The sequence below is a fragment of the Achromobacter sp. UBA4530 genome, assembly GCF_002388205.1.
Taxonomy (GTDB): Bacteria; Pseudomonadota; Gammaproteobacteria; order Burkholderiales; family Burkholderiaceae_B; genus Achromobacter; species Achromobacter animicus.
Genome location: NZ_DGMA01000008.1, coordinates 62,086 through 83,264, shown reverse-complemented (window position 1 = coordinate 83,264; position 21,179 = coordinate 62,086). Strand labels below are relative to the sequence as shown.

Below are 21,179 nucleotides of genomic sequence, written 5' to 3'. Positions count from 1 at the left end.
CGGGCTGGAATCCGATCAGACCGATGCGGGCCGGCGCCGTCGCAAGGCGGACGGCGCCATGCCTTCCGTGCGCTGGAACACCCGGCTGAAGGCGGCCTGGGACTGATACCCCACGCGTTCGGCGGCCTCCTGGATGCCCATGCCCTGATCCAGCAGCCGCCGCGCCACACGCATACGCAGCAACTGCAATAGCTGCGCGGGCGTGGTGCCGCTTTGCAGCGTGAAGCGGCGGTGGAAGGTGGCCTTGGACATGTGGACGCGGTCCGCCATGTCCTGCATGCTCCAGGGCGCGGCGGGCTCGGCCAGTATCGCCTGCAGCAGTCCGGCCATTGCCGGATCGCGCGCCAGCACGAAAAGGCCGTGCGCCTGGCGGTCCTGAATCGCCAGGTGGCGCAGCATGAAGAAGATCAGCAGGTCCGTCAGCCGTTCCAGCACGACGGGCGAGGCGGATGGCTCCCTTGCGGTTTCGTCCAGGATCAGGTCGAACACACCGCGTGCGGCGCGAAAGCGGTCGTCGTCCGCGCGCAGCAGCAGATAGTCGGGCAGGGTGTCGGCCAGCAAATCGGCGAGCCCCGGGCGAAACTGGAAGAACCCGCAGGCAAGGCCCGTGCCGTCGGACTGACGCGGCGATAGCGGTTGCATCGGGCCGCACACGGCGCCGATGCTGGCGGACGGCTGCAGGGGCGTCAACACATGAGCGATGTCTCGCAGGAAGAAGATGCCGTCGCCCGCCGCCAATGTGTGCGATTCCTGGCGCGATGCAATGTCCGCGCGGCAACGGCCGTGCAGGATCAGGTGAAAACTGGCGCGGGCGCGCCCGCTGGTGCTGGCGGTCCAGTTGCCGCAGTATTGGCCCAGGTGATAAAGACTGGATTGCACCTCCAGGCTGGAGAGCAGCACGGCGTCCACGGCGGCTTGATCGGTGAGGGCGGAATCGAGGGTCAAGGTGGCGTTCGGTTATAAGCGCATAGCTGAAAGTCGATAAGATCTAGCATCAAGTTGCGATCCTCGTGCATTGTCGCTTGCGGGGCGCTGCACGCAAAATGGTGTTTTCAATCGATAGTCCAATGGAGATCTTCATGGCCCGTCTGACCGTGCACACCGCGCAAAGCGCGCCCGAACCCACCCAGGCGGCGTTGGCCGCAGCCGAGAAGGGTGCAGGGTATCTGTCCAACCTGCTGGGCGTGCTGGCCAGCGCGCCCGCCGCGCTCGAGGCCTACCAGACGCTGTCGCAGATCAACGCGCGCGCCGGCTTGACGCTGCAGGAGCGCGAGGTCGTGCAACTGGTTGCCGGCACGCTGCACGGCTGCACCTTCTGCGTGGCGGGCCACACCGCGCTGGCGCGCAACAAGGCCAAGCTGTCTCCCGAAGTCGTGGACGCGCTGCGCGCGCAGGGCACGCTGCCCGACGCGCGCTTGCAGGCGCTGGCGGCATTTACGCAAGCGGTGATCCGCACGCGCGGCCGGGTCGACGACGCGGAACTCGAGGCCTTGCGCGATGCGGGCTTCACCGAGGGCAATGCGCTCGAGGTGATTCTGGGCGTAGGCCTGGCCACGATCTGCAACTTTGCCAACAACCTGGCGCAGACCCCCTTGAACGAACAACTGAGCGAATACGCCTGGAGCGGCGCGCAATGACGGCGCAGACCGCGACCCGGCATCCTGACGCGACCGACCTGGCCGGCGGCGCGATCCTGCCGCAGGACCTGCAAGATTGGCTTACGCAACATGCCGAGGCGCTGGACGACGGCAGCCTTGACGCCGCCACGGTGCTGCCGCGGCTGGCGTCGGCGGGACTGTTCCGCATCGGCGTGCCCGAGGCGCAGGGCGGCCTGGCCGGCACCGATATCGGCGATGCGATCGAGGCGGTGTCGCAGGTAGCTGAACGCTCGGTCGCCAGCGCGTTCGTCGCGTGGGGCCAGCGCGTCTTCATCGAGTATCTGCTGACCAGCCCCAACGCGGCGCTGGCCGAGCGCTGGCTCGCGCCGTTGCTTGCCGGTGAACTGGCGGGCGCCACCGCGCTGTCCAACGCCATGAAGTTCCTGAGCGGCATCGAGTCGCTGCAGATCACGGCACGCGATGTCGACGGACAGTGGACGCTGGACGGCCGCATGCCCTGGGTGACGAATCTGCGGCCGCAGGGCTTTCTCGTCGCGGCGGCCGTCACTGCGCCCGACGGCACGCCCGCGGTCGTCGCGCTGCCGCACGATATTGCCGGACTGGAACGCAGCGTGGACCTGTCGCTGCTGGCGCTGCAGTCCAGCAACACCGCTGCGCTGGATGTGCGCGGCGTGCGCATCGGTCCTGAATGGCTGATCCACGCCGACGCGCGGCAGTATCTGCCGGGCGCGCGTCCGGCGTTCGCCGGCCTGCAATGCGGCCTGTCAATTGGCCTGGCCCGCAGGGCCTTGCAGGCGGCCGGGCAAGCGGGGCAGGGCCAGGCGTCGCGCGGCATCCTGGGCCAACCGTTGCAGGCGCTGTCGGCGCAACTCGAGGACCTGACGGCCGGACTGATTGCAGGCGTGCGCAGTCAGCGTTTTGTAGCCGAACCGTGGGCCTTGTTCGAAATCCGCATTGCGCTTGCAGACGTGGCGAACGCGGCGGTGCAGCTTGAACTGCAAGCCAGCGGCGGCGCGGCCTACCTGAAGCCTGGTGGCGCCGGCTTTGCGCGGCGCTGGCGCGAGGCGGCGTTCCTTCCCATCGTCACGCCGAGCCTGGTGCAGTTGAAGACCGAACTGGCCAAGCGCCAGGCCCGGCTCGCCGCGCAGGCCGCCTCATGACGGCGGTGCCGCTGCCGGTGTTGCAGGCCCGGGGCCTGGCGTTGCGCTACCCCGGCGCGGACGGCGCCGTCTTTGACGGCGTCGACCTGGATCTAGCGCGCGGCGAAGTGGTCGCGGTGCTGGGCGCCAGCGGTGCGGGCAAATCCAGCCTGTTGCGCGTCCTGGCCGGCCTGCAGCCCGCCACCGCGGGGACGCTGCTGATGGAAGGCGCGCCGCTCACCGGCGTGCACCCGCGCGTGGCGGTGGCGTTTCAGGATCCGAGCCTGTTGCCCTGGCTGTCGCTGGAACGCAATGTTTCCTTCGGACTGGACTTCAAGCATCAGCCGGCGCTGACGGATGCGCAGCGCCGCGCGCGCGTGGCGCAGGCCATCGACGAAGTGGGACTGGCCCATGCGCGGCATCTGCGTCCGGCGCAATTGTCGGGCGGCATGGCGCAGCGCACGGCGCTGGCGCGGTGCCTGGCGCGTCAGCCGTCGGTGCTGCTGCTGGACGAACCCTTTGGCGCGCTGGACGAGGTCACGCGCGGCGAAATGCAGGAGCTGCTGCGCAAGGTGGTGGCCGACTTCCAGACGGCGGCCGTCCTGATCACGCATGACATCGACGAAGCGCTGCTGCTGGCCGACCGCATCGTGCTGCTGGGCGGCGCGCCCGGCCGCATCTTGGGTGTGTGGCAGGTGGACCTGCCGCAGCCGCGCGCCGACCTGCTGCCGGAAATGGGCGCGCTGCGCCTGGAGATCCTTACCCGCCTGCGCGCCGCGCTGCGGACCTCGCGCGGCGCTGCCGTGCCTGCCTGACCCACCTCGCTAGGAGCTTTCTGATGTGCCTTGAACACATGTCGCGTCGCGACTGGTTGAAACTCTCGGCCCTGCTGACCGCCGGCGGCGCCGCATCTGTGCTGTCGGCCTTCAATGCCCGTGCGCAGTCCGAGCCGGACGCGCCCGTGCGCATCGGCTACCTGCCCATCACCGACGCTGCGCCGCTGCTTGTGGCGCACAACAATGGCTTGTTCGACAAGGCGGGCGTCAAAGCCGAAAAGCCCGTGCTGCTGCGCAGTTGGGCGCAGGTGATCGAAGCCTTCATCTCGGGCCAGGTGAACGTGGTGCATCTGCTGTCGCCGATGACGGTGTGGGCCCGCTTTGGCAGCAAGGTGCCTGCCAAGGTGGTGGCCTGGAATCACGTTGGCGGCTCCGGCCTGACCGTCGCGCCCGCCGTCAACAGCGTGAAGGAACTGGGCGGCAAGACGGTGGCAATCCCGTTCTGGTATTCCATCCACAACGTCATGCTGCAGTACCTGCTGCGCGAAAACGGCCTGACGCCGGTGGCGCGCAAGGACGGCGCGCCGGCCGCCAATGAAGTGAACCTGGTCGTCATGGCGCCCGCGGACATGCCGCCCGCTTTGGCGCAGCAGCGCATTGCGGGCTACATCGTGGCCGAGCCGTTCAACGCGGCGGCTGAAACCCTGGGCGTGGGCAAGGTGCTGCGCTTCACCGGCGACATCTGGCGCAACCATGCTTGCTGCGTCGTCTTCATGCACGAGCGGGACCTGACGCAGCGGCCGGAATGGTCGCAGAAGGTGGTGGATGCCATCGTGCAGGCGCAGCTCTGGATCCGCGACAACCGGGCCGAGACGGCGCGGCTGCTCTCCAAGGAGGGCATCAACCGCTACACCCCGCACACGCTGCCGGCGTTGTCCAAGGTGCTGGCGCCGCCGCCCGAGGACCGCGAGCAGTACCTGGCCAGCGGCGCGATCCGGCATGCCGATTGGGACGAACGCCGCATCGACTTCCAGCCGTATCCGTTTCCCAGCTACACCGAGGAACTGGTGCGGCGGCTGCGCGACACGCTGATCGAGGCGGACCGCGGATTCCTGGCCGACCTGGATCCGGCGCGTGCGGCGGCCGAACTGGTGGACGATCGCTATGTCCGGCGGGCAATCGAATCGGCCGGTGGCCTGACGCGTTTCGGCTTTCCCGACGCGTACAGCCGGACCGAGCTGGTGCAGGCGTGACGGGGCGCGAGTCCGTGGCACAGGCACCGCCCGACGTGCAGCGGCAGGCGGCGGTGCCTTCCCGACGCACAAGGGCGGCTGGCCTGGGTCTGGGCGCGCGCTACGCGCTCGGCCTGGGCGGGTTGGGGCTCCTGCTGGCGCTGTGGTGGCTGGGCACGGAAGTCCTGGCGCCGGCGGGCGGCATGGCCCGGCGCTTTGCGCCCGGACCCACCTTCGTCAGCCTGGGCGAATTGCTGTCCGGCTCGGACCTGCCGCACCACATCCTGGTCAGCCTGCGGCGCATCGCGGTGGGCTTGGGGCTGGCCTTGGCGATCGGCGTGCCGCTGGGCCTGGCGATCGGCAGCTGGCGCCGGCTGGAGGCGGCCGCATCGCCCGCCATGCAATTCCTGCGCATGATCTCGCCGCTGTCGTGGATGCCGATCGCGGTCATGGTGTTTGGCGTCGGGGACGATCCCGTTTACTTCCTGCTGGCCTTCGCGGCGGTCTGGCCGATCGTGCTGAACACGGGTGCCGGCGTGCAGCAGCTTGATCCGCGCTGGCTGCAATTGGCGCAGAGCGTGGCAGCGACCCGCTGGGAGACGCTGCGCAGCGTCATCCTGCCCGGCGTGATGGGCCACATCCTGACCGGCGTGCGGTTGGCGATCGGCATCCTGTGGATCGTGCTGGTCCCGTGCGAAATGCTGGGCGTGTCGGCCGGCATGGGGTATTTCATCCTGGACACGCGCGACCGGCTGGCGTATTCGGAACTGATGGCGATGGTGCTGATGATCGGCGTGCTGGGGTTCCTGCTGGACGCCGGCGCCCGGGCGTTGTACCGCTACTGGCGCGGCCAGTAGCGACCCGGGGTGGCTACCCCTTTGCCACCCGCTACTTGCGCGCGCTTTTGCCGTTTGCCGCGCACACCAGGTCCCGCAGGCGCCGCTGCACGGGGTCGCGGGTGACGGGCGCGTTGCGGATGCCCGCCACCGGGATGGACTCCACGATCGCCCCGGTGGCGTCGTTGCCCGCGTGGTGAAGAACCTGGGTGACGGTATAGGTGTCGGCGGCGCAGTTCAGCGTCACCGGCTGGGTCACCGAGCCGTAGGGTTGGCCATTGGCCTCGGAGATGCGCGGCTGCGCGTAGAACCAGGCCACCGTCACGGCGCGTACCGTTGGACTTTCGGACACGGTGCGGATGGAATTGCTGTCGTAGAACACGCCCGGCATCGTCTGCGGGTCGACCGGCACCCAGGCCGGATCGTTGGCGGCGGCGCCATGCGCCATCGGGCCCCCGCTCGCCCCGACAAACAGGGCCAGGGCGAGGAGGGCAGAAGGGGGCCTTGCGGTCATGGGCGATTCCGTGGTGTCGGGGCAGGGGCGCGCGTCCGGTAAGACGTGAGCATGCGTTACGCCAGTATAGAGAACCGGGCGCAACGCGCTATAGTTCCGTCCGTTCGATAAATGTGGCTGGCGGCGTGGGGGGCTGGCATTATGCCCGGCATGCCTGGACCCAAGACCATCAGACTCGTGGCCGCTGGCTTGGCGGTCATCACCGCCGCCGTGCTGGCGCGCGGCATCTACCAGATCATCCCGATGGGCGATCCGCTGCCGCGCAGCGAGGTCGTGGGTGAACTCAATGGCCCGGCGCTGGCGTCTTACTCGCGCGTTGCCATCCAGCGTTACGGCGAACGCCAATTGCTGACCGGCCAGCTTCTGGTCACCGCCAAGGACATTGACGGCTTGGCGCAGGCGCCCGTGCTGGACACGCAGATCCCGGCGCTGAAAGACAGGCTGCAAAAGCAGCGGATCCAGCTCGCCCAGACCGGCGCCATCACCGCCATGGCGCATGGCCACGGCGATCTGGCCCTGACCATGCTGCAGACCGGCCGGTCCACCACCGATGCGCGCAACCTGATCTACGGAGGACGGGGCACTGGCGTATTCGAGCTGCTGGGCTCCATCAGCGGCGATACCGGCGTAACGTTGATCGGTGCGCCCGGCGGTGAGCCGCTGTACCTGATCACCAGCACCCTGCGCAGTCCGGGCGAAGGCGATCAGCCCGCGGCCTGGGATGCGCTGCGTTCCGACGACCTGGGCGTCACGTGGACGTACGATCCCGACGTGACGCTGGGCGTGCCGCAGCTGCACACGGCCTTTCTCACCGACCGGCTGGCGATTGCCCTGGAAAACCACGAGACCGGCGTGCGCCTGCTGCATAGCTGCGACGGCGCCAAGCACTGGTCGGCGACGCGGCTGAAAGAACAGGTGTGGCCGGATTCGGCCGCGTTCGAGCGCAAGTTCGCCGAGATAGCGGAGCGGGATCGCAAGGCGTACGGCACGGAGCAATTGGGCTATGGCTGGTCGCTCTACCCGCTGGACGACACGCGCGCGGTGGGCTGGAGCTGGCGCACCCGCGTGCGGCCTGAAGGGCAGGACGCGCCCGAATTGATCGAGACGCGCCGCTTTGAAGTGCAATTCCAGGAAGGCGCGTCGCCCGCGTTCCGCATTACGCCGGACGTTGCCCGGGTGCCCGCCCAGGACGCCCATGCGCTGCTGACGCGCGATCAGCCCGTCTTCGAAACCGAAGGCGACACCATCTACCAACTGGACAAGACCGGCATGGCCTGGGTGAAGCGATCACGCTCGCCGAACGTGCGCGGCGCGGCGTCGTGGATCGGGCAGGCGTGGTTCGGGCGCAATGCGTGGGTCATCAAGACCTACGCCGAACAGCTGTTCTCGGGCAACGAATACACGAAAACCTACTTCTACAGCCGCGACAAGGGCAGGTCCTGGCGGCCATTCCAGTTGTCGCACGAGCAGGAGCGCGGGCTGCTGGGCCTGGACCAGACCGGCGACGCCTTGCTGTCGCTTGCGGAACGCAACGGCAAGACCGTCATTCAGCGGTATCCGCTGGATTGAGTCCGCGATAGCGGCACGCCGCCCCATTCGCCAGCAGGCGTCCGCCAATCGGCCGTCGGTTCATCCTTCAGCCGCAGCGCGCCCCTCGGCTAATCGGTCACCACATATTCCGGATAACGCTTGCAGATTTCAGCCACCTGGCTGAGCGTGCCCGACAGATGCTCGCGCAGCACCTGTTGCGCCCGGGCAGGATCCTGCGCGGCGATGGCGTCCACCAGCCGCTGATGATCGTCCAGGATGCGTTCCGCCTTGCCGGCTTCCGGCAGATGCAACCGCCGCAGCCGATCCAGGTGGCCGCTGTAGCGCTGCGCCATTTCCCACAAGCTGGCCACGCCGGCGGCTTCGTGCATGTCGCGGTGAAACGCCTGGTCCGCGTTGATGAATTGCTGGTATTCGCCGGTGGCGTGGGCGGCGCGCTGCAGGTCGATGGAGGCCTGCAGACGCTGGAGCAGCATCGGGTCAGGCCGCTGCGCGAGCAGATGGACGATTTCCAGTTCCAGCGAGCGGCGCAGGAAATGCGCCTGCCGGGCGGCCGCGATGTCGACGCGGCTGACCACCGTGGTGTGCTGCGGATAGATTTCGACCAGGGCTTCCTCGGCCAGCCGCATGAGCGCATCGCGGATGGGCGTCTGGCTCAGACCGTAGCATTCGGCCAGGGTGACGCGCGATAGCGGTGCGCCAGGTACGAGTTCGAGCGAAATGATCTGGCGCCGCAGGTGTTCGAAAACCTGTGGGGCCGCGTGGCGGGAGCGATCCAGTCTGAGCTTCTGGCTTTGCATCGAGTAAACATGTCGAGGTTCCGCGCAGGAATGGGCGGATGGCGAATGCCGCAGTGTAGCGGGTTTTCACCTAGCTGACGCACTAATGTATTAGTGTTTAAATGCTGTGACTCTTACTCCGCATCCCTCGTATCCCCATGAAACGCACCTACGAAAGCTTGCGCAGCGCTGCCTGGATGGCCAAGGACGATCTGCGCTCCTTCGGCCACCGTTCCCGCATGATGCAGATGGGCTACGGCCCCGACGATTGGGCCGGCCGCCCCGTCATTGCCATCATCAACACCTGGTCCGACCTGAACCCCTGTCACAGCCATTTCAAGCAGCGCGTCGAAGACGTGAAGCGCGGTGTGTTCCAGGCGGGCGGTTTTCCGGTGGAGCTGCCCGCGATCTCCGTGTCGGAGTCTTTCGTCAAACCGACCACCATGCTGTACCGCAACTTTTTGGCCATGGAGACCGAGGAGCTGTTGCGCAGCCACCCGGTGGACGGGGCCGTCCTGATGGGCGGCTGCGACAAGACCACGCCCGGGCTCATCATGGGCGCCATCAGCGCCGGCCTGCCGTGCGTCTACGTGCCCGCCGGCCCCATGTTGCGCGGCAACTGGAAGGGCAAGATCCTGGGTTCCGGGTCGGACGCCTGGAAGCTCTGGGACGAACGCCGCGCCGGCAAGATCACGCAGGAACAGTGGACGGAAGTGGAGGGCGGCATCGCCCGCAGCTACGGCACCTGCATGACGATGGGCACCGCCAGCACCATGACCGCCATCGCCGAGGCCATTGGCATGACGCTGCCCGGCGCCTCGTCCATCCCTGCTGCGGATGTGAACCACATGCGCATGTCGGCCGAGTGCGGCCGGCGTGTGGTCGAGATGGTCTGGGACGACCTGACACCGCAGCGCATCCTGAGCGTGGCGTCGTTCAAGAACGCCATCAACGTCGCCATGGCGATGGGCTGTTCCACCAACGCCATCATCCACCTGGTCGCCATGTCGCGCCGGGCGGGCTGCGCGGTGGGCCTGGACGATTTCGACGCGGCCAGCCGCAAGGTGCCCGTCATCGCCAACATCCGGCCCAGCGGCGACACCTACCTTATGGAAGACTTCTACTACGCGGGCGGCCTGCCGGCGCTGATGTCGCGGTTGCAGGATGCCCACCTCGACCTGTCCGCCATGACGGTTACCGGCAAGACGCTGGGCGAGAACATTGCGGGCGCCGAGGTCTACAACGACGACGTCATCCGCAAGCTTGACGAGGCGATCTACGACGAAGGTGCGTTGGCCGTGCTGCGCGGCAACATCGCGCCGGACGGCTGCGTCATCAAGCCCAGCGCGTGCGCCCCGCAGTACCTGCGGCACACCGGCCCTGCGCTGGTCTTTGACGACTATCCCAGCATGAAGGCCGCCGTCGAGGACGAGAACCTGGACGTCACCGCCGACCACATCATGATCCTGCGCAATGCCGGTCCGCAGGGCGGTCCCGGCATGCCGGAGTGGGGCATGCTGCCGATCCCGACCAAGCTGGTCAAGCAGGGCGTGCGCGACATGCTGCGCCTGTCGGATGCCCGCATGAGCGGCACGAGCTACGGCGCCTGCATCCTGCACGTCGCGCCCGAAAGCTACATCGGCGGCCCGCTGGCGCTGGTCAAGACTGGCGACACGATCACCGTGGACGTGCCCGCCCGCACCATCAACCTGAACATCAGCGACGAGGAAATGGCCGCGCGCCGCGCCGCCTGGACGCCGCCGCCCAAGCGCTACGAGCGTGGTTACGGCTGGATGTATTCCAAGCACATCCTGCAGGCCAACGACGGCTGCGACCTGGACTTTCTGGAAACGGAATTCGGCGCGCCCGTGCCCGAGCCCGCCATTTTCTGAATCCGCCATTTTTAGATCCCCGATCCAATACCCGGAGCCATCGTGTCCCAAATGAATCCCGAAACCCGCGCCCGGCTGGCCGGCGTCAGCACCGCCACCCTGTGCACGGCCCTGTTCAAACGCGGCCTGCGCAACCAGTTCATCCAGGACGTGCGCCCGTTGAACGCCAACCTGCCCAACATGGTCGGCCCGGCCTTCACGCTGCGGTACATCCCCGCGCGCGAAGACCTGAACACGATCAAGGTGTTCGAAGACCGCGCGCATCCGCAACGCGCCGCGGTTGAGACCTGCCCGGAAGGCGCGGTCTTCGTCATCGACAGCCGCAAGGATGCGCGCGCCGCGTCCGCAGGCTCCATTCTGGTCACCCGCCTGATGAAGCGTGGCGTGGCGGGCGTGGTCACCGACGGGGGTTTTCGCGATTCCCCCGAAATTGCCGAGATGGGCTTTCCCGCCTATCACCAGCGTCCGTCCGCACCCACCAACCTGACGTTGCATCAGGCGCTGGACATCAATGCGCCCATCGGCTGCGGCGACGTGGCCGTGTGGCCGGGCGACATCGTCGTGGGCGACCGGGAAGGCGTGGTGGTGATTCCGGCGCACCTGGCTGACGAGATCGCGCTGGAAGCCGTCGAGATGACCGCCTTCGAGGATTTCGTGACCAGCCAGGTGCAAGGCGGCGCGTCCATCCTGGGCCTGTACCCGCCGACCGATCCGGGCACGAAGGACAAATTCGCCGCCTGGCGCAAAGAACAGGGCCGCTGAGCCTTGCCGCCGGCACGACCGGCACCCCACACATACCTATAAAACAAGGCAGGAGACAACTCATGAACACGCAACGACGTGGCGCGCTTGCCGCGCTTCTGGCCGGCGCGGTCTTCGGGACGCTGGCGTTGCCCGCCAGCGCGGCCGACTGGCCCACGCAAAAGCCGATTTCCTATGTGGTGCCGTTCACCGTGGGCGGTTCGACCGACGTGGTGGGCCGGGTGCTGGCCCAGAAGTTGGGCGACCGCCTGAAACAGAACGTCGTCGTGGAAAACAAGCCGGGCGCCGCCGGCGGCATCGGCGCCACCTACGTCGCCAAGGCGCCGCCCGATGGCTACACCTTGTTCGGTGGCACGATCAGCACCCATGCCATCAACGCCAGCTTGTACAAGAACCTGAAGTACGACCCGGTAAAAGACTTCGAGCCGGTGTCGCTGATCGCCTTCCTGCCCAACGTGCTGCTGGTGGATCCGAATCTGGGCGTGAACTCGGTGGCCGACCTGATCGCGCTGCTCAAGCGCGACCCCACCAAGCGCACGTTCGCGTCCTCCGGGGCCGGAACCTCGACGCACCTGGCCGGTGAGCTGTTCGCCGGCATGATCGGCGTGCCGCTCACCCACGTGCCGTACAAGGGCACGCCGCCCGCCATGGTGGATGTCTCGTCCGGCGCGGTGACGTTCATGTTCGACCAGATGACGGCGGCGCTGCCGCTGCTGCAGACCGGCAAGCTCAAGCTGCTGGCCGTCACCACCAAGGACCGCATCGCCCTCGCGCCCGAGGTCCCGACCATGCAGGAAGCAGGCGTGCCGGGCTTCCAGATGGCGTCCTGGCAGGCGGTGTACGCGCCCAAGGGCACGCCCAGGCCCATTCTGGACAAGCTGGCCGCCGAGATCGCCCTGATCCTGAAAGAGCCCGACGTGCAGGAAAAGCTGGGCAAGACCATGGGCATGGAACTGGTCGGCAGCACACCGGACGAGCTTCGGGAGCTGATGGCGACCGAGATTCCGCGCTGGGCGGAAGTGGTGAAGAAGTCGGGGGCATCGGTGGAATAGCAGGACGTCTTGCGAACGCGCGCCGCGTTCAGGCGGCGCGCGTTGGCGATTGGATCATCTTCCACCCATTGCCCGACGGGTCCCGAAAGCCCGCGTCGACGCTTCCGTACCTGTCCACGGGCTCCTGGGTGAACTCCACGCCAAGCGCCTTCAGGCGGGCATGGCTGGCGCGGCAATCGGCCACCGACAACACCAAGGGCGGCATCGCGCCCTTGGCAACCATGGCGCGCAAGGTCTGCGCGGTGGCTTCGTCGTGGATGGGCGGACCCGACCGGAACAGGCCAAGCTGGAACGACGGCTGCTCGGGATGCTGGATCGTGAGCCAGCGGTAGGATCCGTTGCGCACGTCCGTATGTACGCGAAACCCCAGTTTGTCCACGTAAAAGGCCAGCGCTTCGTCCTGGTCTTCCACGTATATGCCTGCGACATTGACGCCTTCGGTCATGATTTCTCCTTGGTGGGTGGCCGCACTGTAGCGTTGCCGGCGAGGCGGCGCTTCTCCAAAACTGCGGTGGCCAGATTAGGACGCTGGACGGCTTGCAGCACACAGACGGGAATGGCGGGACACCGTGCGGCACGCTGCTGGTCGCCCCGCATGGCGCCGGGGCTGCATCCGGTGATGTCGTGGAAGGTGCGGCCGAACGTGCCCAGGCTTTCCCAGCCGGTCGCAAAGGCGATGTCCGTGATGTTCATGCCGGTGTCACGCAGCAACGTGACGGCGCGTTCGATGCGACGGGTCACCAGATAACGATGAGGCGGCATCCCGAACGCCCGTTTGAATGAGCGGGCGAAATAGGCAGGCGAAACGCCGCCGACTTCGGCCAGCCGGCTGACGGGCCAGGCCTCGTGCGACGCGGCGTCCATCAGATCCTTTGCGCGCAACAGGCGGCGCAGGAGCGCAGGGTCCAGCAGGGCATCGTCCACGTGGCGGGATCTATGAGGATCGAGAGCGGGCATGATCGGCGGATGAGGGCGGATACGCGGCTAGTGTATCGAGCTCGCGCCTGAGGTTCCGACCATGGTTGTCCATGCGGACATCTGGCGGCGTGGGGGGGGTTACGGCGGTAGTGTGGGCGGGGCCGCTCAGCGCTAAGCTATGTATTTGGGTCAGGTTGACCGCCAGACCCGAAGCGGAGCTGCCGTTCATGACCGATCTCCTCGCCCTGGAAGGGGCCACCATCGCTTTCGACCTCGACGGAACGCTGGTCGAGTCTGCCCCCGACCTGATCGGATCGGTAAATGCCGTGCTGATCGCGCACGGCTATCAGCCCTTGCCCTACGAGCGGGGCCGGCCATTTGTCAGCCGAGGCGCCCGGTGGTTGTTGGAGTTCGGGCTGACAAGCGCTGGCGAGCCCGAACCGGCGGCGCGCGCGGCCGCGCTATTTGGCGGCTTCATCGCCTACTACAGTGACCATATTGCAGACGAGACTCGGCCGTTCCCCGGGGCGATAGACGCCCTGAAAACGCTCCGCTCGGCGGGCGCCACATTGGTCGTGTGCACCAACAAGCCCACCGGTCTGTCGCGCAGCCTTCTGACCAAGCTTCATATGTCAGGTTTGTTCGACGGCGTGGTAGGCATCGACGCGGTGTCTGCGGCCAAGCCCAATCCCGCACATTTGATCGAAGCCGTGCAGGCCGTGGGTGGCAATCTGGCTCGCACCGTCATGGTGGGTGATGCCGACACCGATGCGGGCGCCGCGCGCGGGGCGGGCACGCCGCTGGTGCTGGTCGACTTTGGGTATACGGAAATCCCTGCCGCGGACCTTGCGCCGGACGTGCTCCTGCATGACTTCGGCGACCTGGCGGAAGCCTGCGCGGCGTTGCTGGACTCTCCATAGGCCGGCGCGCTGACGGCGCGCGGCGTGTTAAAGGAGTAGCACCATGACCGACTTCGACAAGGCATTCATCGGTTCGATTCCGAAGCTTTACGACTCCCTGATGGTCCCCATGATCTTCGCGCCCTATGCGGCGGGCATGGCGGAGCGGGTAGCAGGGTTTTCGCCGCGCGCGGTGCTGGAAACGGCGGCGGGCAGCGGCGCGGTCACACGGGCGCTGGCGCCGCGGCTGGGCGCCGGGACGCGCTATGTGGCCACCGACCTCAATCAGCCTATGCTCGATTACGCAGCCGCCCGCCAGGCAGACGGCGACCGTATCGAATGGCGGCAGGCGGATGCCATGCACCTGCCGTTCGAGGACGAAACCTTTGACGTCGTGTGCTGCCAGTTTGGCGCGATGTTTTTTCCTGACCGAGTAGGCGCTTATGCCGAGGCGCGCCGGGTCCTGCAGCCCGGCGGGCGCTTTGTCTTCAGCGTGTGGGACAGCGTTCAAGAGAATGAATTTGCCGCCGTTGTCGCACAGGCGGTCGCCGAGATGTTTCCGGAGAACCCCCCGGTCTTCATCGCTCGCACGCCTCATGGTTACTACGACAAGGCGCGAATCCAGGATGACCTGCGCCGGGCGGGCTTTGAAGACGTGCAAATCGAGACGCACGAGGAAGTCAGCCGTGCGCAATCCGCGCAGGAAGCGGCAACCGCCTACTGTCAGGGCACACCCCTGCGCAACGAAATCGAAGCGCGCGACGCGAGTCTGCTGATGCCCACCACGGAGCGAGCGGCGCAGGCTCTGGCCGACCGCTACGGCGCCGGTCCGATCACAGGAAAGATCCAGGCGCACGTGGTCACCGCAACAAAATAGGGCAGTCCAAACCCTATTTGTCCGGGGCGTGCCCGTGTTTCACCATGTTCACGATGATCCGGAACAACTCGTCCCGCGCGGCTTGCTGCGTGATCTCGCCTGCGACCGCTGCCTGCGAGAGCGCGTCGGCCGCGCCCAGCATGCCCCACAGACTGGCCAAGGAAACGCCTTGGGAGCCGGCGAACGGCGCCAGGATGTCCTGGCATTTCCTGATGAACGCGTGCTGATATTGCGTCTTTACCGCGGCCAGTTCCGGCGATCCGTTCAACGCAGCCAACACGCCGGGGATTTCACGCCCCTGCGCCGACACGCATTCCACGTACCGGGTGGCGATGACGTCTGCCTTGTCGTGCAGCGTGGGTTTGCTGGCGGCGATGGCGTCGTCGATGATCGCCGTCTGGCGTTGGTCGAAATCCTGATACAGCGCCGCCAGCAGCCCGTTGCGGGTGCCGAAGTGGTCATAGACGACCGGCTTGGATACGCCGGCCTGTTCAGCCAGCCGGCCCAGCGTCAGCGCGTCCGTGCCTTCATCGCGGATCAGCGCCCAGGACACGTCGATGAGCTGGCGTTGCCGCGCGTCCTTGGACAAGCGGCGGCGGGGAGAGGGGGCGGATAGGGACGTCATCAAGGGTCTCTTCGAGGTCAAACTCACAACTGCGGGGCAAAGATCCGCTGGCCGATGGCCTGCGCGGCGGTCAGGTGCGCTTCGGGGTATCCGGCGTCGGACGCGACCAGCAGATCGGATGTTGCCACGCGCGCGCCGCAGTAGCCGAAGATGCCGTGATCAATTTGCGTCTTCATGGCGCCGAAATAGCCGTGCCGGGCATAGGTGCGCATATCGGCGCCGCCGCTGGCGACCAGATGCACCTGCAGCCGCTGCAGGCGTTTGACGACCTTGCCGTCGGGCGGGGCGTCGTAGGCCCAGCCATTGGTGAAGACGCGGTCGATCCAGCCCTTCATCAAGGCGGGAAACGACCACCAATGAACGGGGTACACCAGCACCAGCGCATCGGCGCGGTCCAGGCGCGCGTGTTCGGCGGTCACGTCCGCGGGCGGGTTGGAACGGGTCAGGTGCAGGTCGACGTCGGCCTGGGTAAAGCGCGGGTCGAAGCCTTCGGCGGCCAGATCCGCCACCTCGAAAGAATGCGGCGGCCCTGACCGCGGGCCTGCCTGCGCAACCCCTTGCGCGACATGTTGGGCGATGGCGTGCGTCAGGGACGCCGGGTCGGGATGAGCAACAACGATGAGCGCATGCATGGCGAATTCCTTTGATCGGACGATTTAACCTACTAAAAGTAGTCTACGAATCGTAGCCTACGTTTAGTAGGTAACGCCAGAAGAATCTTCCGCTCCCATAGGTGTCGTCGAACCCAGCCATGCACCGCCCGCGGATCTATACGGTTATCGTGTCGCCAGATCAGTCCCCCACGGAGGAAGCATGACCTCACGAACGGCATTGTTCGACCTGCGCTCGGAGCAGGGCGTGTTGCGGATATCCATCGCGGTCACACTGTGCATCGCCGCCATCGGTATCGGCTTTGGCGTGGCCTCGGGATCGTTTTCCATCGTCTTCGATGGTGTCTATTCGCTGGTCGACGCCAGCATGAGCGCGCTGTCGCTGGTCGTCGTGCGGCTGATCACCTCTTACGCCACGTCCCGGCAACTGCCGCGCAAGCTGCGAGAGCGCTTCACGATGGGGTTCTGGCATCTGGAACCCATGGTGCTGGCCCTGAACGGCATATTGCTCAGCGGCGTGGCGATCTACGCCCTCATCAACGCAATCAGCAGTCTGCTGAAAGGCGGGCGCAATCTGGAGTTTGGCCTGGCGCTCATCTACGCCGTGCTTACGCTGACCGCCTGCGTGGCAATCGCGCTGGCCGAGGCGCGCGCGAACCGGCGGATCCGGTCGGCATTCCTGCACATGGACCTGAAGGGCTGGATCATGTCGGCCAGCATCACGGCCGCGCTGCTGGTGGCGTTCTGCATCGGGTTTGGCGTACAGGGCACCCGCTGGGAATGGATTTCGCCCTACATCGACCCGGCCGTGCTGGCCGTGGTGTGCGCGGTGATCATCCCCTTGCCGCTGTCGGTCATCCGCCAGGCGTTGTCCGAGATGCTGCTGGTCACGCCGGCAGACCTGAAACAGCACGTGGACTCGGTGGCGCAGGCCTTCGTGCAGCGCCATGGCTTCGCGTCGTACCGCGCGTACGTGGCAAAGGTCGGCCGGTCGCAGGAAATCGAGCTGTATTTCATCGTGCCGGCCGACACGCCGGCGCGCGGCATTGAAGCGTGGGACAGCCTGCGTGATGAGATCGGGGAGGCGCTTGGCGCGGACAGCCCGGATCGCTGGCTGACGGTGGTCTTTACGGGTGACCCGGAATGGGCGGAATAGCGTCAGCGGCCGTGTGTGGTTTCAAAGACACGCCGCCATCAGGAATACCGGCAGCGTTTCCCAGACGACGGCCACGGCCGACAGCCCGCACAGCGCGGCACAAAGCCAGGCATGAAATGGCGGCGCATGCTGCGCCCGCACCCGCGCATGCTGGCGCCACGCGGCCAGCGCCATTCCGGCCAGTGCGGCCACGCTACCGGCCACGATGATCCACGACGACACCGGCAGTCCAAGCCACAGGCCGGTCAGCGCCGAACGCGCGCAGGCCAGCGCGTTGACGATGTAGATGAACAGAAAGTGCACCAGCCAGATCAGCGGGCCGGCGATGAGGTACAGCAGTTCTACCGAGAAGCGCGTCTGCATGCCTTACCCCGTCAGCCGCGGAAAGGCGTGCAGCAGCGCCAGCGCGATCAGCCCCTGCGCCACGGTGTAGAACAACATCGCCCGGGTGGTGTCGAACGCCGCGCGGCGCGTGGGGCTGAGCCGTCCGGCCAGCGACCGCGCCACCGTAAAGATGGACATCACGGCCGAAATTCCGCCAAAGAGCGCCTGCAGGCCCGCGACGGCGTAGGTCGCCGCCGTGTAGGCGGAGGTTTGGGGGCGGAGCCCCGCCTGCCATTGCGCGGTCAGGTCAAGCGCGGGCGCTGCCGTCAGCAACAGCGCCGCGCCTGCGACGCACCAACGCAGCGCGGCTTGCCGGTCCTGCGTCATCAACCGTCCGGCGGCCGCTGCAACGGCGCCGGCCGTCAACAGCATGACGGTCGACAGCATCGGCCACCCGGCCGAGGGCAGCGCGCGGGCAGAGGGCCAAGCCTGCGGATTCGTGGTCCACAGGAACAGATAGCTGAACAGCAACGAGCCGAAGATGCTGGCGCAAACGATCAGCAGCAGCACCATCGCCCACGACGCATGCGACGCGCTGCCCGAGCACATCATGGGCAGCCGCAGGCCGCCGCCGATCTCAACCGGGGGGTAATCCGGCCCGGTATCCGCGTCCCACAGCCAGCGCCACAGCGAGACGACGGCCAGCACACCAAAGGCGGCCGCCAGCGGCATCAACTTGAAGGTCAGCAGCAGGAAGAATCCCGCAGTGCCCACGGCCGCCAGCAGCGGCGACCACGCGGGGCCAGGCAGCGGCAGCACGTAGTCGGGCCGGGCGTCCAGCGCGCTGGTCACCAGTGTGGTGCGCAGGCCAGCCGGCGAATTGGGCAGGTAATGCTGGCCATCGGTGACCTGCCGCGCGAGGCCGGGCTGGTCCCACAACGGCTCGCGGCTGGTGACCGTAGGCACGCTGCGCAGCCCGTAGCTGCCGCTGGGCAGCCACTCCAGCGTGCCGGCGTCCCAGACGTTGCCCGCATTGTTGTCGATGGTCGGCCGGAAGTTGCGCGCCAGATCGATCAGGAAGACGAGCACCCCGGCGGCGATCAGGTAGGCGCCCACGGTCGAAAGCAGGTTCAGCGGACCGAGGCCCTGGCTTTCGGCATAGGTGTAGACGCGGCGCGGCATGCCGGCCAGCCCGGTGAAGTGCATCGGAAAGAACGCGACGTTAAAGCCCACGAACATCAGCCAGAAGGCCCAGCGGCCCAGCCGTTCCGACAGCCGCCGCGCGCTGATGAAGGGCGTCCAGTAGTAGAACGCCGCGAATAGCGGGAACACCATCCCGCCGAATAGTACGTAATGCAGGTGCGCAACGACGAAGTAGGTATCGTGCGCCTGCAGGTCGAACGGAATCACGGCCACCATTACACCCGTCAGCCCGCCGATCACGAACACGAAGAAGAATCCCAGGATGAACAGCGTCGGCGTCCTGAGCGGGCGCAGCCGGGCGGCGGCGGCAAGGGTGGCGATCCACGCGAAGATCTGGATGGCGGTCGGGACCGACACCGCCATGCTGGCGGCCGACGCGAAGCTGAGCGACAGCTGCGGAATGCCGGTCGCGAACATGTGGTGCACCCACAGGCCGAAGCTGAGGAACCCCGTGGACACGACCGCCAGCACCACCAGGCGATAGCCGACCAGCGGTGTGCCGGTCATCGCGGGAATCATCATCGACACCATGCCGGCGGCGGGCAGGAAGATGATGTAGACCTCCGGGTGGCCAAAGAACCAGAACAGGTGCTGCCAAAGCAGCGGATCGCCGCCGCGCGCCGCAATGAAGAACGGCATGTCGAAGGCGCGCTCCAGCTCAAGCAGGGCCGTGGCGACGATGACCGCAGGAAACGCAATGATCACCATGCCGCAGAACACCAGCATTACCCAGGCGAACACGGGGATCTTATCGAGCGTCATGCCGGGCGCGCGCGTGCGCAGGATGCCGACGGCCAGCTCGATGGCGCCCGCAATTGCCGAGATCTCAATGAAGCCGATGCCCAGCAGCCACAGGTCGGCGTTCACCGCGGGCGAGTATTGGGTGCTGGTCAGCGGCGGATACATGAACCAACCGCCATCGGGCGCCAACCCCACGAAGATGCTGCAGAAGAACACCAGCCCGCCGATCGCATAGGCCCAGTAAGCGTATGCCGACAACCGTGGAAACGGCAGGTCGCGCGCGCCCAGCATGTTGGGCAGCAGCAGCACGGCCACGGCTTCGACGGCCGGCACTGCGAAGAGGAACATCATCACCGTGCCGTGCATGGTGAAGAGCTGGTTATAGAGTTCGTGGCCGATCAGGTTGCTGTCCGGCGCGGCCAGCTGCGTGCGCATCATCAGCCCCAGCACGCCGGCCAGGATGAAAAACAGCAGCGCGGTGGCGATGTACAGCAGGCCGATGGACGTGTTGTTCACGACCGTGAGTGCGCGCCATCCCGTGGGACGCTTCCAGGCGCGTTCAAGCTGCTCGAGCTCGCCTTCGGGCCGCGGCAACGCGTTGGGAAGCTCGGTCGGGGATGTCGGGCGCGTCACTTCAGGCCTTCCAGGTAGCGGGCCACGGCGCGCAAGTCCTCGCCCGGCCATCGGTCAAAGGACGGCATGCCATTGCCGGGCTTGATCTGCTGGCTGCCGGCGATCCACCCGCCCAGCGCGCCCACGTTGTTCGGCAATATGCCCGCCGCAAGGGACGGGCGGCTGCCCACATGGGTGAGGTCCGGTCCCAGCGTGCCGCGTGCCTCTGTTCCGCGCACCGTGTGGCATTGCGCACAGGCCTGATTGAATAGCTCGGCCGCCGGTTCCAGCGCGGCGTCGGGCGCGGCTGCCGGCTGCCGTTGCGCCTGCACCCAGGCGTCGAAGGCCTCGGCGTCCACCGCCTGCACGTCGAACAGCATCTGCGCGTGTTGCGCGCCGCAATATTCGGCGCAGTGGCCGCGAAACGTGCCCGGGGTCCGAGCCAGCGTGCGCATCCGGTTCACGCGGCCGGGGATCATGTCGAGCTTGCCGCCCAGTTCGGGAATCCAGAAGCTGTGGATCACGTTGTCGGACTTGAGCAGGAATTGCACGGGCTTGCCCGTGGGGATGCGGATCTCGTTGGCAGTCTCGAAGATCACGCCGCCGGACGCATCCAGATAGCGCACGCGCCACCACCACAATTTGCCGGTGACTTCGATGCGCGCGGCAAACGATGCAGCGTCCCGGGCCGCCGATGGGGAAGGCGTCAGCACGTAGACGAGCAGGGCGGTCAACGCCACGACGGGAAACGCGATGCCCGCACCGACGATGAGTCCGGGCCGGGAAAGCCGGCGGCGCAGCGTCACCGGACCGAACATCGCGAGCGCCAGCAGCGCGGCCACTACGACGAAGATCGCCGCCGCACCCACGTAAAGGACCCAGCCGATCTCGGCGATGCGCGCGGCGTCCTCGCCGCTGGGTTGAGCCGATGCGGCAAAGGGCAACGCGGCGGCGAGCACGATAAGAAGGATTTTCGCCATGTTCTTGTAGTGGATGACCCGGCGCGCGTCGGCCGACAAGGCCCACGGGCCGCCGGCCCGCGAGAGGCATCGTCAGCATCTTTC

The 21,179-nt window shown here is 66.9% G+C and carries 22 protein-coding genes; 12 read left to right on the top strand and 10 right to left on the bottom strand.

Features of this window, described 5'->3' with window-relative positions; genetic code table 11:
• Positions 1-15 precede the first annotated feature (15 nt).
• Positions 16-945, bottom strand: coding sequence for an AraC family transcriptional regulator (locus tag B2W22_RS07245; RefSeq protein WP_286936899.1), 930 nt, complete (start codon positions 943-945; stop codon positions 16-18).
• 134 nt (positions 946-1,079) lie between these two features.
• On the opposite strand from B2W22_RS07245, the gene B2W22_RS07240 reads away from it, so the two are divergent.
• Genes B2W22_RS07240 through B2W22_RS07220 form a run of 5 tightly spaced genes read left to right on the top strand, consistent with a single transcriptional unit; the run spans position 1,080 to position 5,623 of the window.
• Positions 1,080-1,637 (top strand): carboxymuconolactone decarboxylase family protein, encoded by a 558-nt coding sequence (locus B2W22_RS07240; protein ID WP_175183631.1) that lies wholly within the window; start codon positions 1,080-1,082, stop codon positions 1,635-1,637.
• Between the two features lie 53 nt (positions 1,638-1,690).
• Positions 1,691-2,779 (top strand): acyl-CoA dehydrogenase family protein, encoded by a 1,089-nt coding sequence (locus tag B2W22_RS07235; RefSeq protein WP_414631948.1) that lies wholly within the window; start codon positions 1,691-1,693, stop codon positions 2,777-2,779.
• Positions 2,776-3,573: an ABC transporter ATP-binding protein gene (locus tag B2W22_RS07230; protein WP_286936895.1), complete on the top strand. Its 798-nt coding sequence runs from the start codon at positions 2,776-2,778 to the stop codon at positions 3,571-3,573. The genes B2W22_RS07235 and B2W22_RS07230 overlap by 4 nt, the downstream gene beginning before the upstream one ends.
• A 23-nt stretch (positions 3,574-3,596) precedes the next feature.
• Positions 3,597-4,787 (top strand): ABC transporter substrate-binding protein, encoded by a 1,191-nt coding sequence (locus B2W22_RS07225; protein WP_286936893.1) that lies wholly within the window; start codon positions 3,597-3,599, stop codon positions 4,785-4,787.
• A gap of 53 nt (positions 4,788-4,840) precedes the next feature.
• Entirely contained in the window at positions 4,841-5,623 is a 783-nt protein-coding gene (locus B2W22_RS07220) for an ABC transporter permease (RefSeq protein WP_414631947.1), read from the top strand.
• Between the two features lie 31 nt (positions 5,624-5,654).
• On the opposite strand, the gene B2W22_RS07215 is transcribed toward B2W22_RS07220, so the two are convergent.
• A complete protein-coding gene (locus tag B2W22_RS07215; RefSeq protein ID WP_175183627.1) occupies positions 5,655-6,116 on the bottom strand; it encodes a surface-adhesin E family protein in 462 nt (153 codons plus the stop codon).
• A 150-nt stretch (positions 6,117-6,266) separates the two neighbouring features.
• Here B2W22_RS07215 and B2W22_RS07210 point away from each other — a divergent pair, with 150 nt between their 5' ends.
• On the top strand, positions 6,267-7,685 hold the full coding sequence (locus B2W22_RS07210; protein ID WP_175121318.1) for a hypothetical protein: 1,419 nt from the start codon (positions 6,267-6,269) through the stop codon (positions 7,683-7,685).
• A gap of 89 nt (positions 7,686-7,774) precedes the next feature.
• Here B2W22_RS07210 and B2W22_RS07205 read toward each other — a convergent pair whose 3' ends face one another.
• The gene (locus B2W22_RS07205) at positions 7,775-8,464 is read right to left on the bottom strand and encodes a GntR family transcriptional regulator (protein ID WP_175121319.1); all 690 of its coding nucleotides are present in this window, start codon (positions 8,462-8,464) and stop codon (positions 7,775-7,777) included.
• Positions 8,465-8,601: 137 nt separating this feature from the next.
• Here B2W22_RS07205 and araD point away from each other — a divergent pair, with 137 nt between their 5' ends.
• The 3 genes from araD (at position 8,602) to B2W22_RS07190 (ending at position 12,149) form a co-directional block, all read left to right on the top strand.
• Positions 8,602-10,335 carry an L-arabinonate dehydratase gene (araD, locus tag B2W22_RS07200; protein WP_175183625.1) on the top strand — a complete coding sequence of 578 codons (1,734 nt, stop codon included), beginning with the start codon at positions 8,602-8,604 and terminating at the stop codon, positions 10,333-10,335.
• Between the two features lie 51 nt (positions 10,336-10,386).
• Positions 10,387-11,097 carry a ribonuclease activity regulator RraA gene (locus B2W22_RS07195; RefSeq protein WP_056561707.1) on the top strand — a complete coding sequence of 237 codons (711 nt, stop codon included), beginning with the start codon at positions 10,387-10,389 and terminating at the stop codon, positions 11,095-11,097.
• A gap of 62 nt (positions 11,098-11,159) precedes the next feature.
• Complete coding sequence (locus B2W22_RS07190) at positions 11,160-12,149, top strand: Bug family tripartite tricarboxylate transporter substrate binding protein (RefSeq protein WP_286936890.1); 990 nt, start codon at positions 11,160-11,162, stop codon at positions 12,147-12,149.
• A gap of 28 nt (positions 12,150-12,177) precedes the next feature.
• Here B2W22_RS07190 and B2W22_RS07185 read toward each other — a convergent pair whose 3' ends face one another.
• Entirely contained in the window at positions 12,178-12,594 is a 417-nt protein-coding gene (locus tag B2W22_RS07185) for a VOC family protein (RefSeq protein WP_286936888.1), read from the bottom strand.
• Positions 12,591-13,106, bottom strand: coding sequence for a helix-turn-helix transcriptional regulator (locus B2W22_RS07180; protein WP_286936886.1), 516 nt, complete (start codon positions 13,104-13,106; stop codon positions 12,591-12,593). The genes B2W22_RS07185 and B2W22_RS07180 overlap by 4 nt, the downstream gene beginning before the upstream one ends.
• A gap of 188 nt (positions 13,107-13,294) precedes the next feature.
• Between B2W22_RS07180 and B2W22_RS07175 the strand changes: the two genes are divergently transcribed.
• On the top strand, positions 13,295-13,987 hold the full coding sequence (locus B2W22_RS07175) for an HAD-IA family hydrolase (RefSeq protein ID WP_175183622.1): 693 nt from the start codon (positions 13,295-13,297) through the stop codon (positions 13,985-13,987).
• Between the two features lie 43 nt (positions 13,988-14,030).
• Positions 14,031-14,843, top strand: a complete 813-nt coding sequence (locus B2W22_RS07170; protein ID WP_286936884.1) for a class I SAM-dependent methyltransferase — start codon at positions 14,031-14,033, stop codon at positions 14,841-14,843.
• Between the two features lie 13 nt (positions 14,844-14,856).
• Here the strand turns inward: B2W22_RS07170 and B2W22_RS07165 are convergent, their stop codons facing one another.
• Together B2W22_RS07165 and B2W22_RS07160 are read right to left on the bottom strand one after the other, a co-directional pair.
• The gene (locus B2W22_RS07165; RefSeq protein WP_286936882.1) at positions 14,857-15,468 is read right to left on the bottom strand and encodes a TetR/AcrR family transcriptional regulator; all 612 of its coding nucleotides are present in this window, start codon (positions 15,466-15,468) and stop codon (positions 14,857-14,859) included.
• A 23-nt stretch (positions 15,469-15,491) separates the two neighbouring features.
• Positions 15,492-16,100 carry an NAD(P)H-dependent oxidoreductase gene (locus tag B2W22_RS07160; protein ID WP_175183619.1) on the bottom strand — a complete coding sequence of 203 codons (609 nt, stop codon included), beginning with the start codon at positions 16,098-16,100 and terminating at the stop codon, positions 15,492-15,494.
• 181 nt (positions 16,101-16,281) lie between these two features.
• On the opposite strand from B2W22_RS07160, the gene B2W22_RS07155 reads away from it, so the two are divergent.
• Entirely contained in the window at positions 16,282-17,235 is a 954-nt protein-coding gene (locus B2W22_RS07155) for a cation diffusion facilitator family transporter (protein WP_175121324.1), read from the top strand.
• A gap of 21 nt (positions 17,236-17,256) precedes the next feature.
• Here the strand turns inward: B2W22_RS07155 and B2W22_RS07150 are convergent, their stop codons facing one another.
• From B2W22_RS07150 to B2W22_RS07140, 3 genes are read right to left on the bottom strand one after another with little or no spacing between them, the layout of a single operon-like run.
• Positions 17,257-17,598 carry a hypothetical protein gene (locus B2W22_RS07150; protein ID WP_175183617.1) on the bottom strand — a complete coding sequence of 114 codons (342 nt, stop codon included), beginning with the start codon at positions 17,596-17,598 and terminating at the stop codon, positions 17,257-17,259.
• 3 nt (positions 17,599-17,601) lie between these two features.
• Positions 17,602-20,136, bottom strand: coding sequence for a cbb3-type cytochrome c oxidase subunit I (locus tag B2W22_RS07145; RefSeq protein ID WP_286936878.1), 2,535 nt, complete (start codon positions 20,134-20,136; stop codon positions 17,602-17,604).
• Positions 20,133-21,095, bottom strand: coding sequence for a cytochrome c oxidase subunit II (locus tag B2W22_RS07140; RefSeq protein WP_286936876.1), 963 nt, complete (start codon positions 21,093-21,095; stop codon positions 20,133-20,135). The genes B2W22_RS07145 and B2W22_RS07140 overlap by 4 nt, the downstream gene beginning before the upstream one ends.
• Between the last annotated feature and the right edge of the window lie 84 nt (positions 21,096-21,179).

Bases quoted from the DNA above. Each gene is read 5' to 3' on its own strand.
- B2W22_RS07175 (WP_175183622.1), top strand. From the start codon at position 13,295: ATGACCGATCTCCTCGCCCTGGAAGGGGCCACCATCGCTTTCGACCTC.
- B2W22_RS07150 (WP_175183617.1), bottom strand. From the start codon at position 17,598: ATGCAGACGCGCTTCTCGGTAGAACTGCTGTACCTCATCGCCGGCCCG.
- B2W22_RS07215 (WP_175183627.1), bottom strand. From the start codon at position 6,116: ATGACCGCAAGGCCCCCTTCTGCCCTCCTCGCCCTGGCCCTGTTTGTC.
- B2W22_RS07170 (WP_286936884.1), top strand. From the start codon at position 14,031: ATGACCGACTTCGACAAGGCATTCATCGGTTCGATTCCGAAGCTTTAC.
- B2W22_RS07180 (WP_286936886.1), bottom strand. From the start codon at position 13,106: ATGCCCGCTCTCGATCCTCATAGATCCCGCCACGTGGACGATGCCCTG.
- B2W22_RS07185 (WP_286936888.1), bottom strand. From the start codon at position 12,594: ATGACCGAAGGCGTCAATGTCGCAGGCATATACGTGGAAGACCAGGAC.
- B2W22_RS07205 (WP_175121319.1), bottom strand. From the start codon at position 8,464: ATGCAAAGCCAGAAGCTCAGACTGGATCGCTCCCGCCACGCGGCCCCA.
- B2W22_RS07230 (WP_286936895.1), top strand. From the start codon at position 2,776: ATGACGGCGGTGCCGCTGCCGGTGTTGCAGGCCCGGGGCCTGGCGTTG.
- B2W22_RS07195 (WP_056561707.1), top strand. From the start codon at position 10,387: ATGAATCCCGAAACCCGCGCCCGGCTGGCCGGCGTCAGCACCGCCACC.
- B2W22_RS07225 (WP_286936893.1), top strand. From the start codon at position 3,597: ATGTGCCTTGAACACATGTCGCGTCGCGACTGGTTGAAACTCTCGGCC.
- araD (WP_175183625.1), top strand. From the start codon at position 8,602: ATGAAACGCACCTACGAAAGCTTGCGCAGCGCTGCCTGGATGGCCAAG.
- B2W22_RS07240 (WP_175183631.1), top strand. From the start codon at position 1,080: ATGGCCCGTCTGACCGTGCACACCGCGCAAAGCGCGCCCGAACCCACC.
- B2W22_RS07140 (WP_286936876.1), bottom strand. From the start codon at position 21,095: ATGGCGAAAATCCTTCTTATCGTGCTCGCCGCCGCGTTGCCCTTTGCC.
- B2W22_RS07160 (WP_175183619.1), bottom strand. From the start codon at position 16,100: ATGCATGCGCTCATCGTTGTTGCTCATCCCGACCCGGCGTCCCTGACG.
- B2W22_RS07165 (WP_286936882.1), bottom strand. From the start codon at position 15,468: ATGACGTCCCTATCCGCCCCCTCTCCCCGCCGCCGCTTGTCCAAGGAC.
- B2W22_RS07210 (WP_175121318.1), top strand. From the start codon at position 6,267: ATGCCTGGACCCAAGACCATCAGACTCGTGGCCGCTGGCTTGGCGGTC.
- B2W22_RS07190 (WP_286936890.1), top strand. From the start codon at position 11,160: ATGAACACGCAACGACGTGGCGCGCTTGCCGCGCTTCTGGCCGGCGCG.
- B2W22_RS07155 (WP_175121324.1), top strand. From the start codon at position 16,282: ATGACCTCACGAACGGCATTGTTCGACCTGCGCTCGGAGCAGGGCGTG.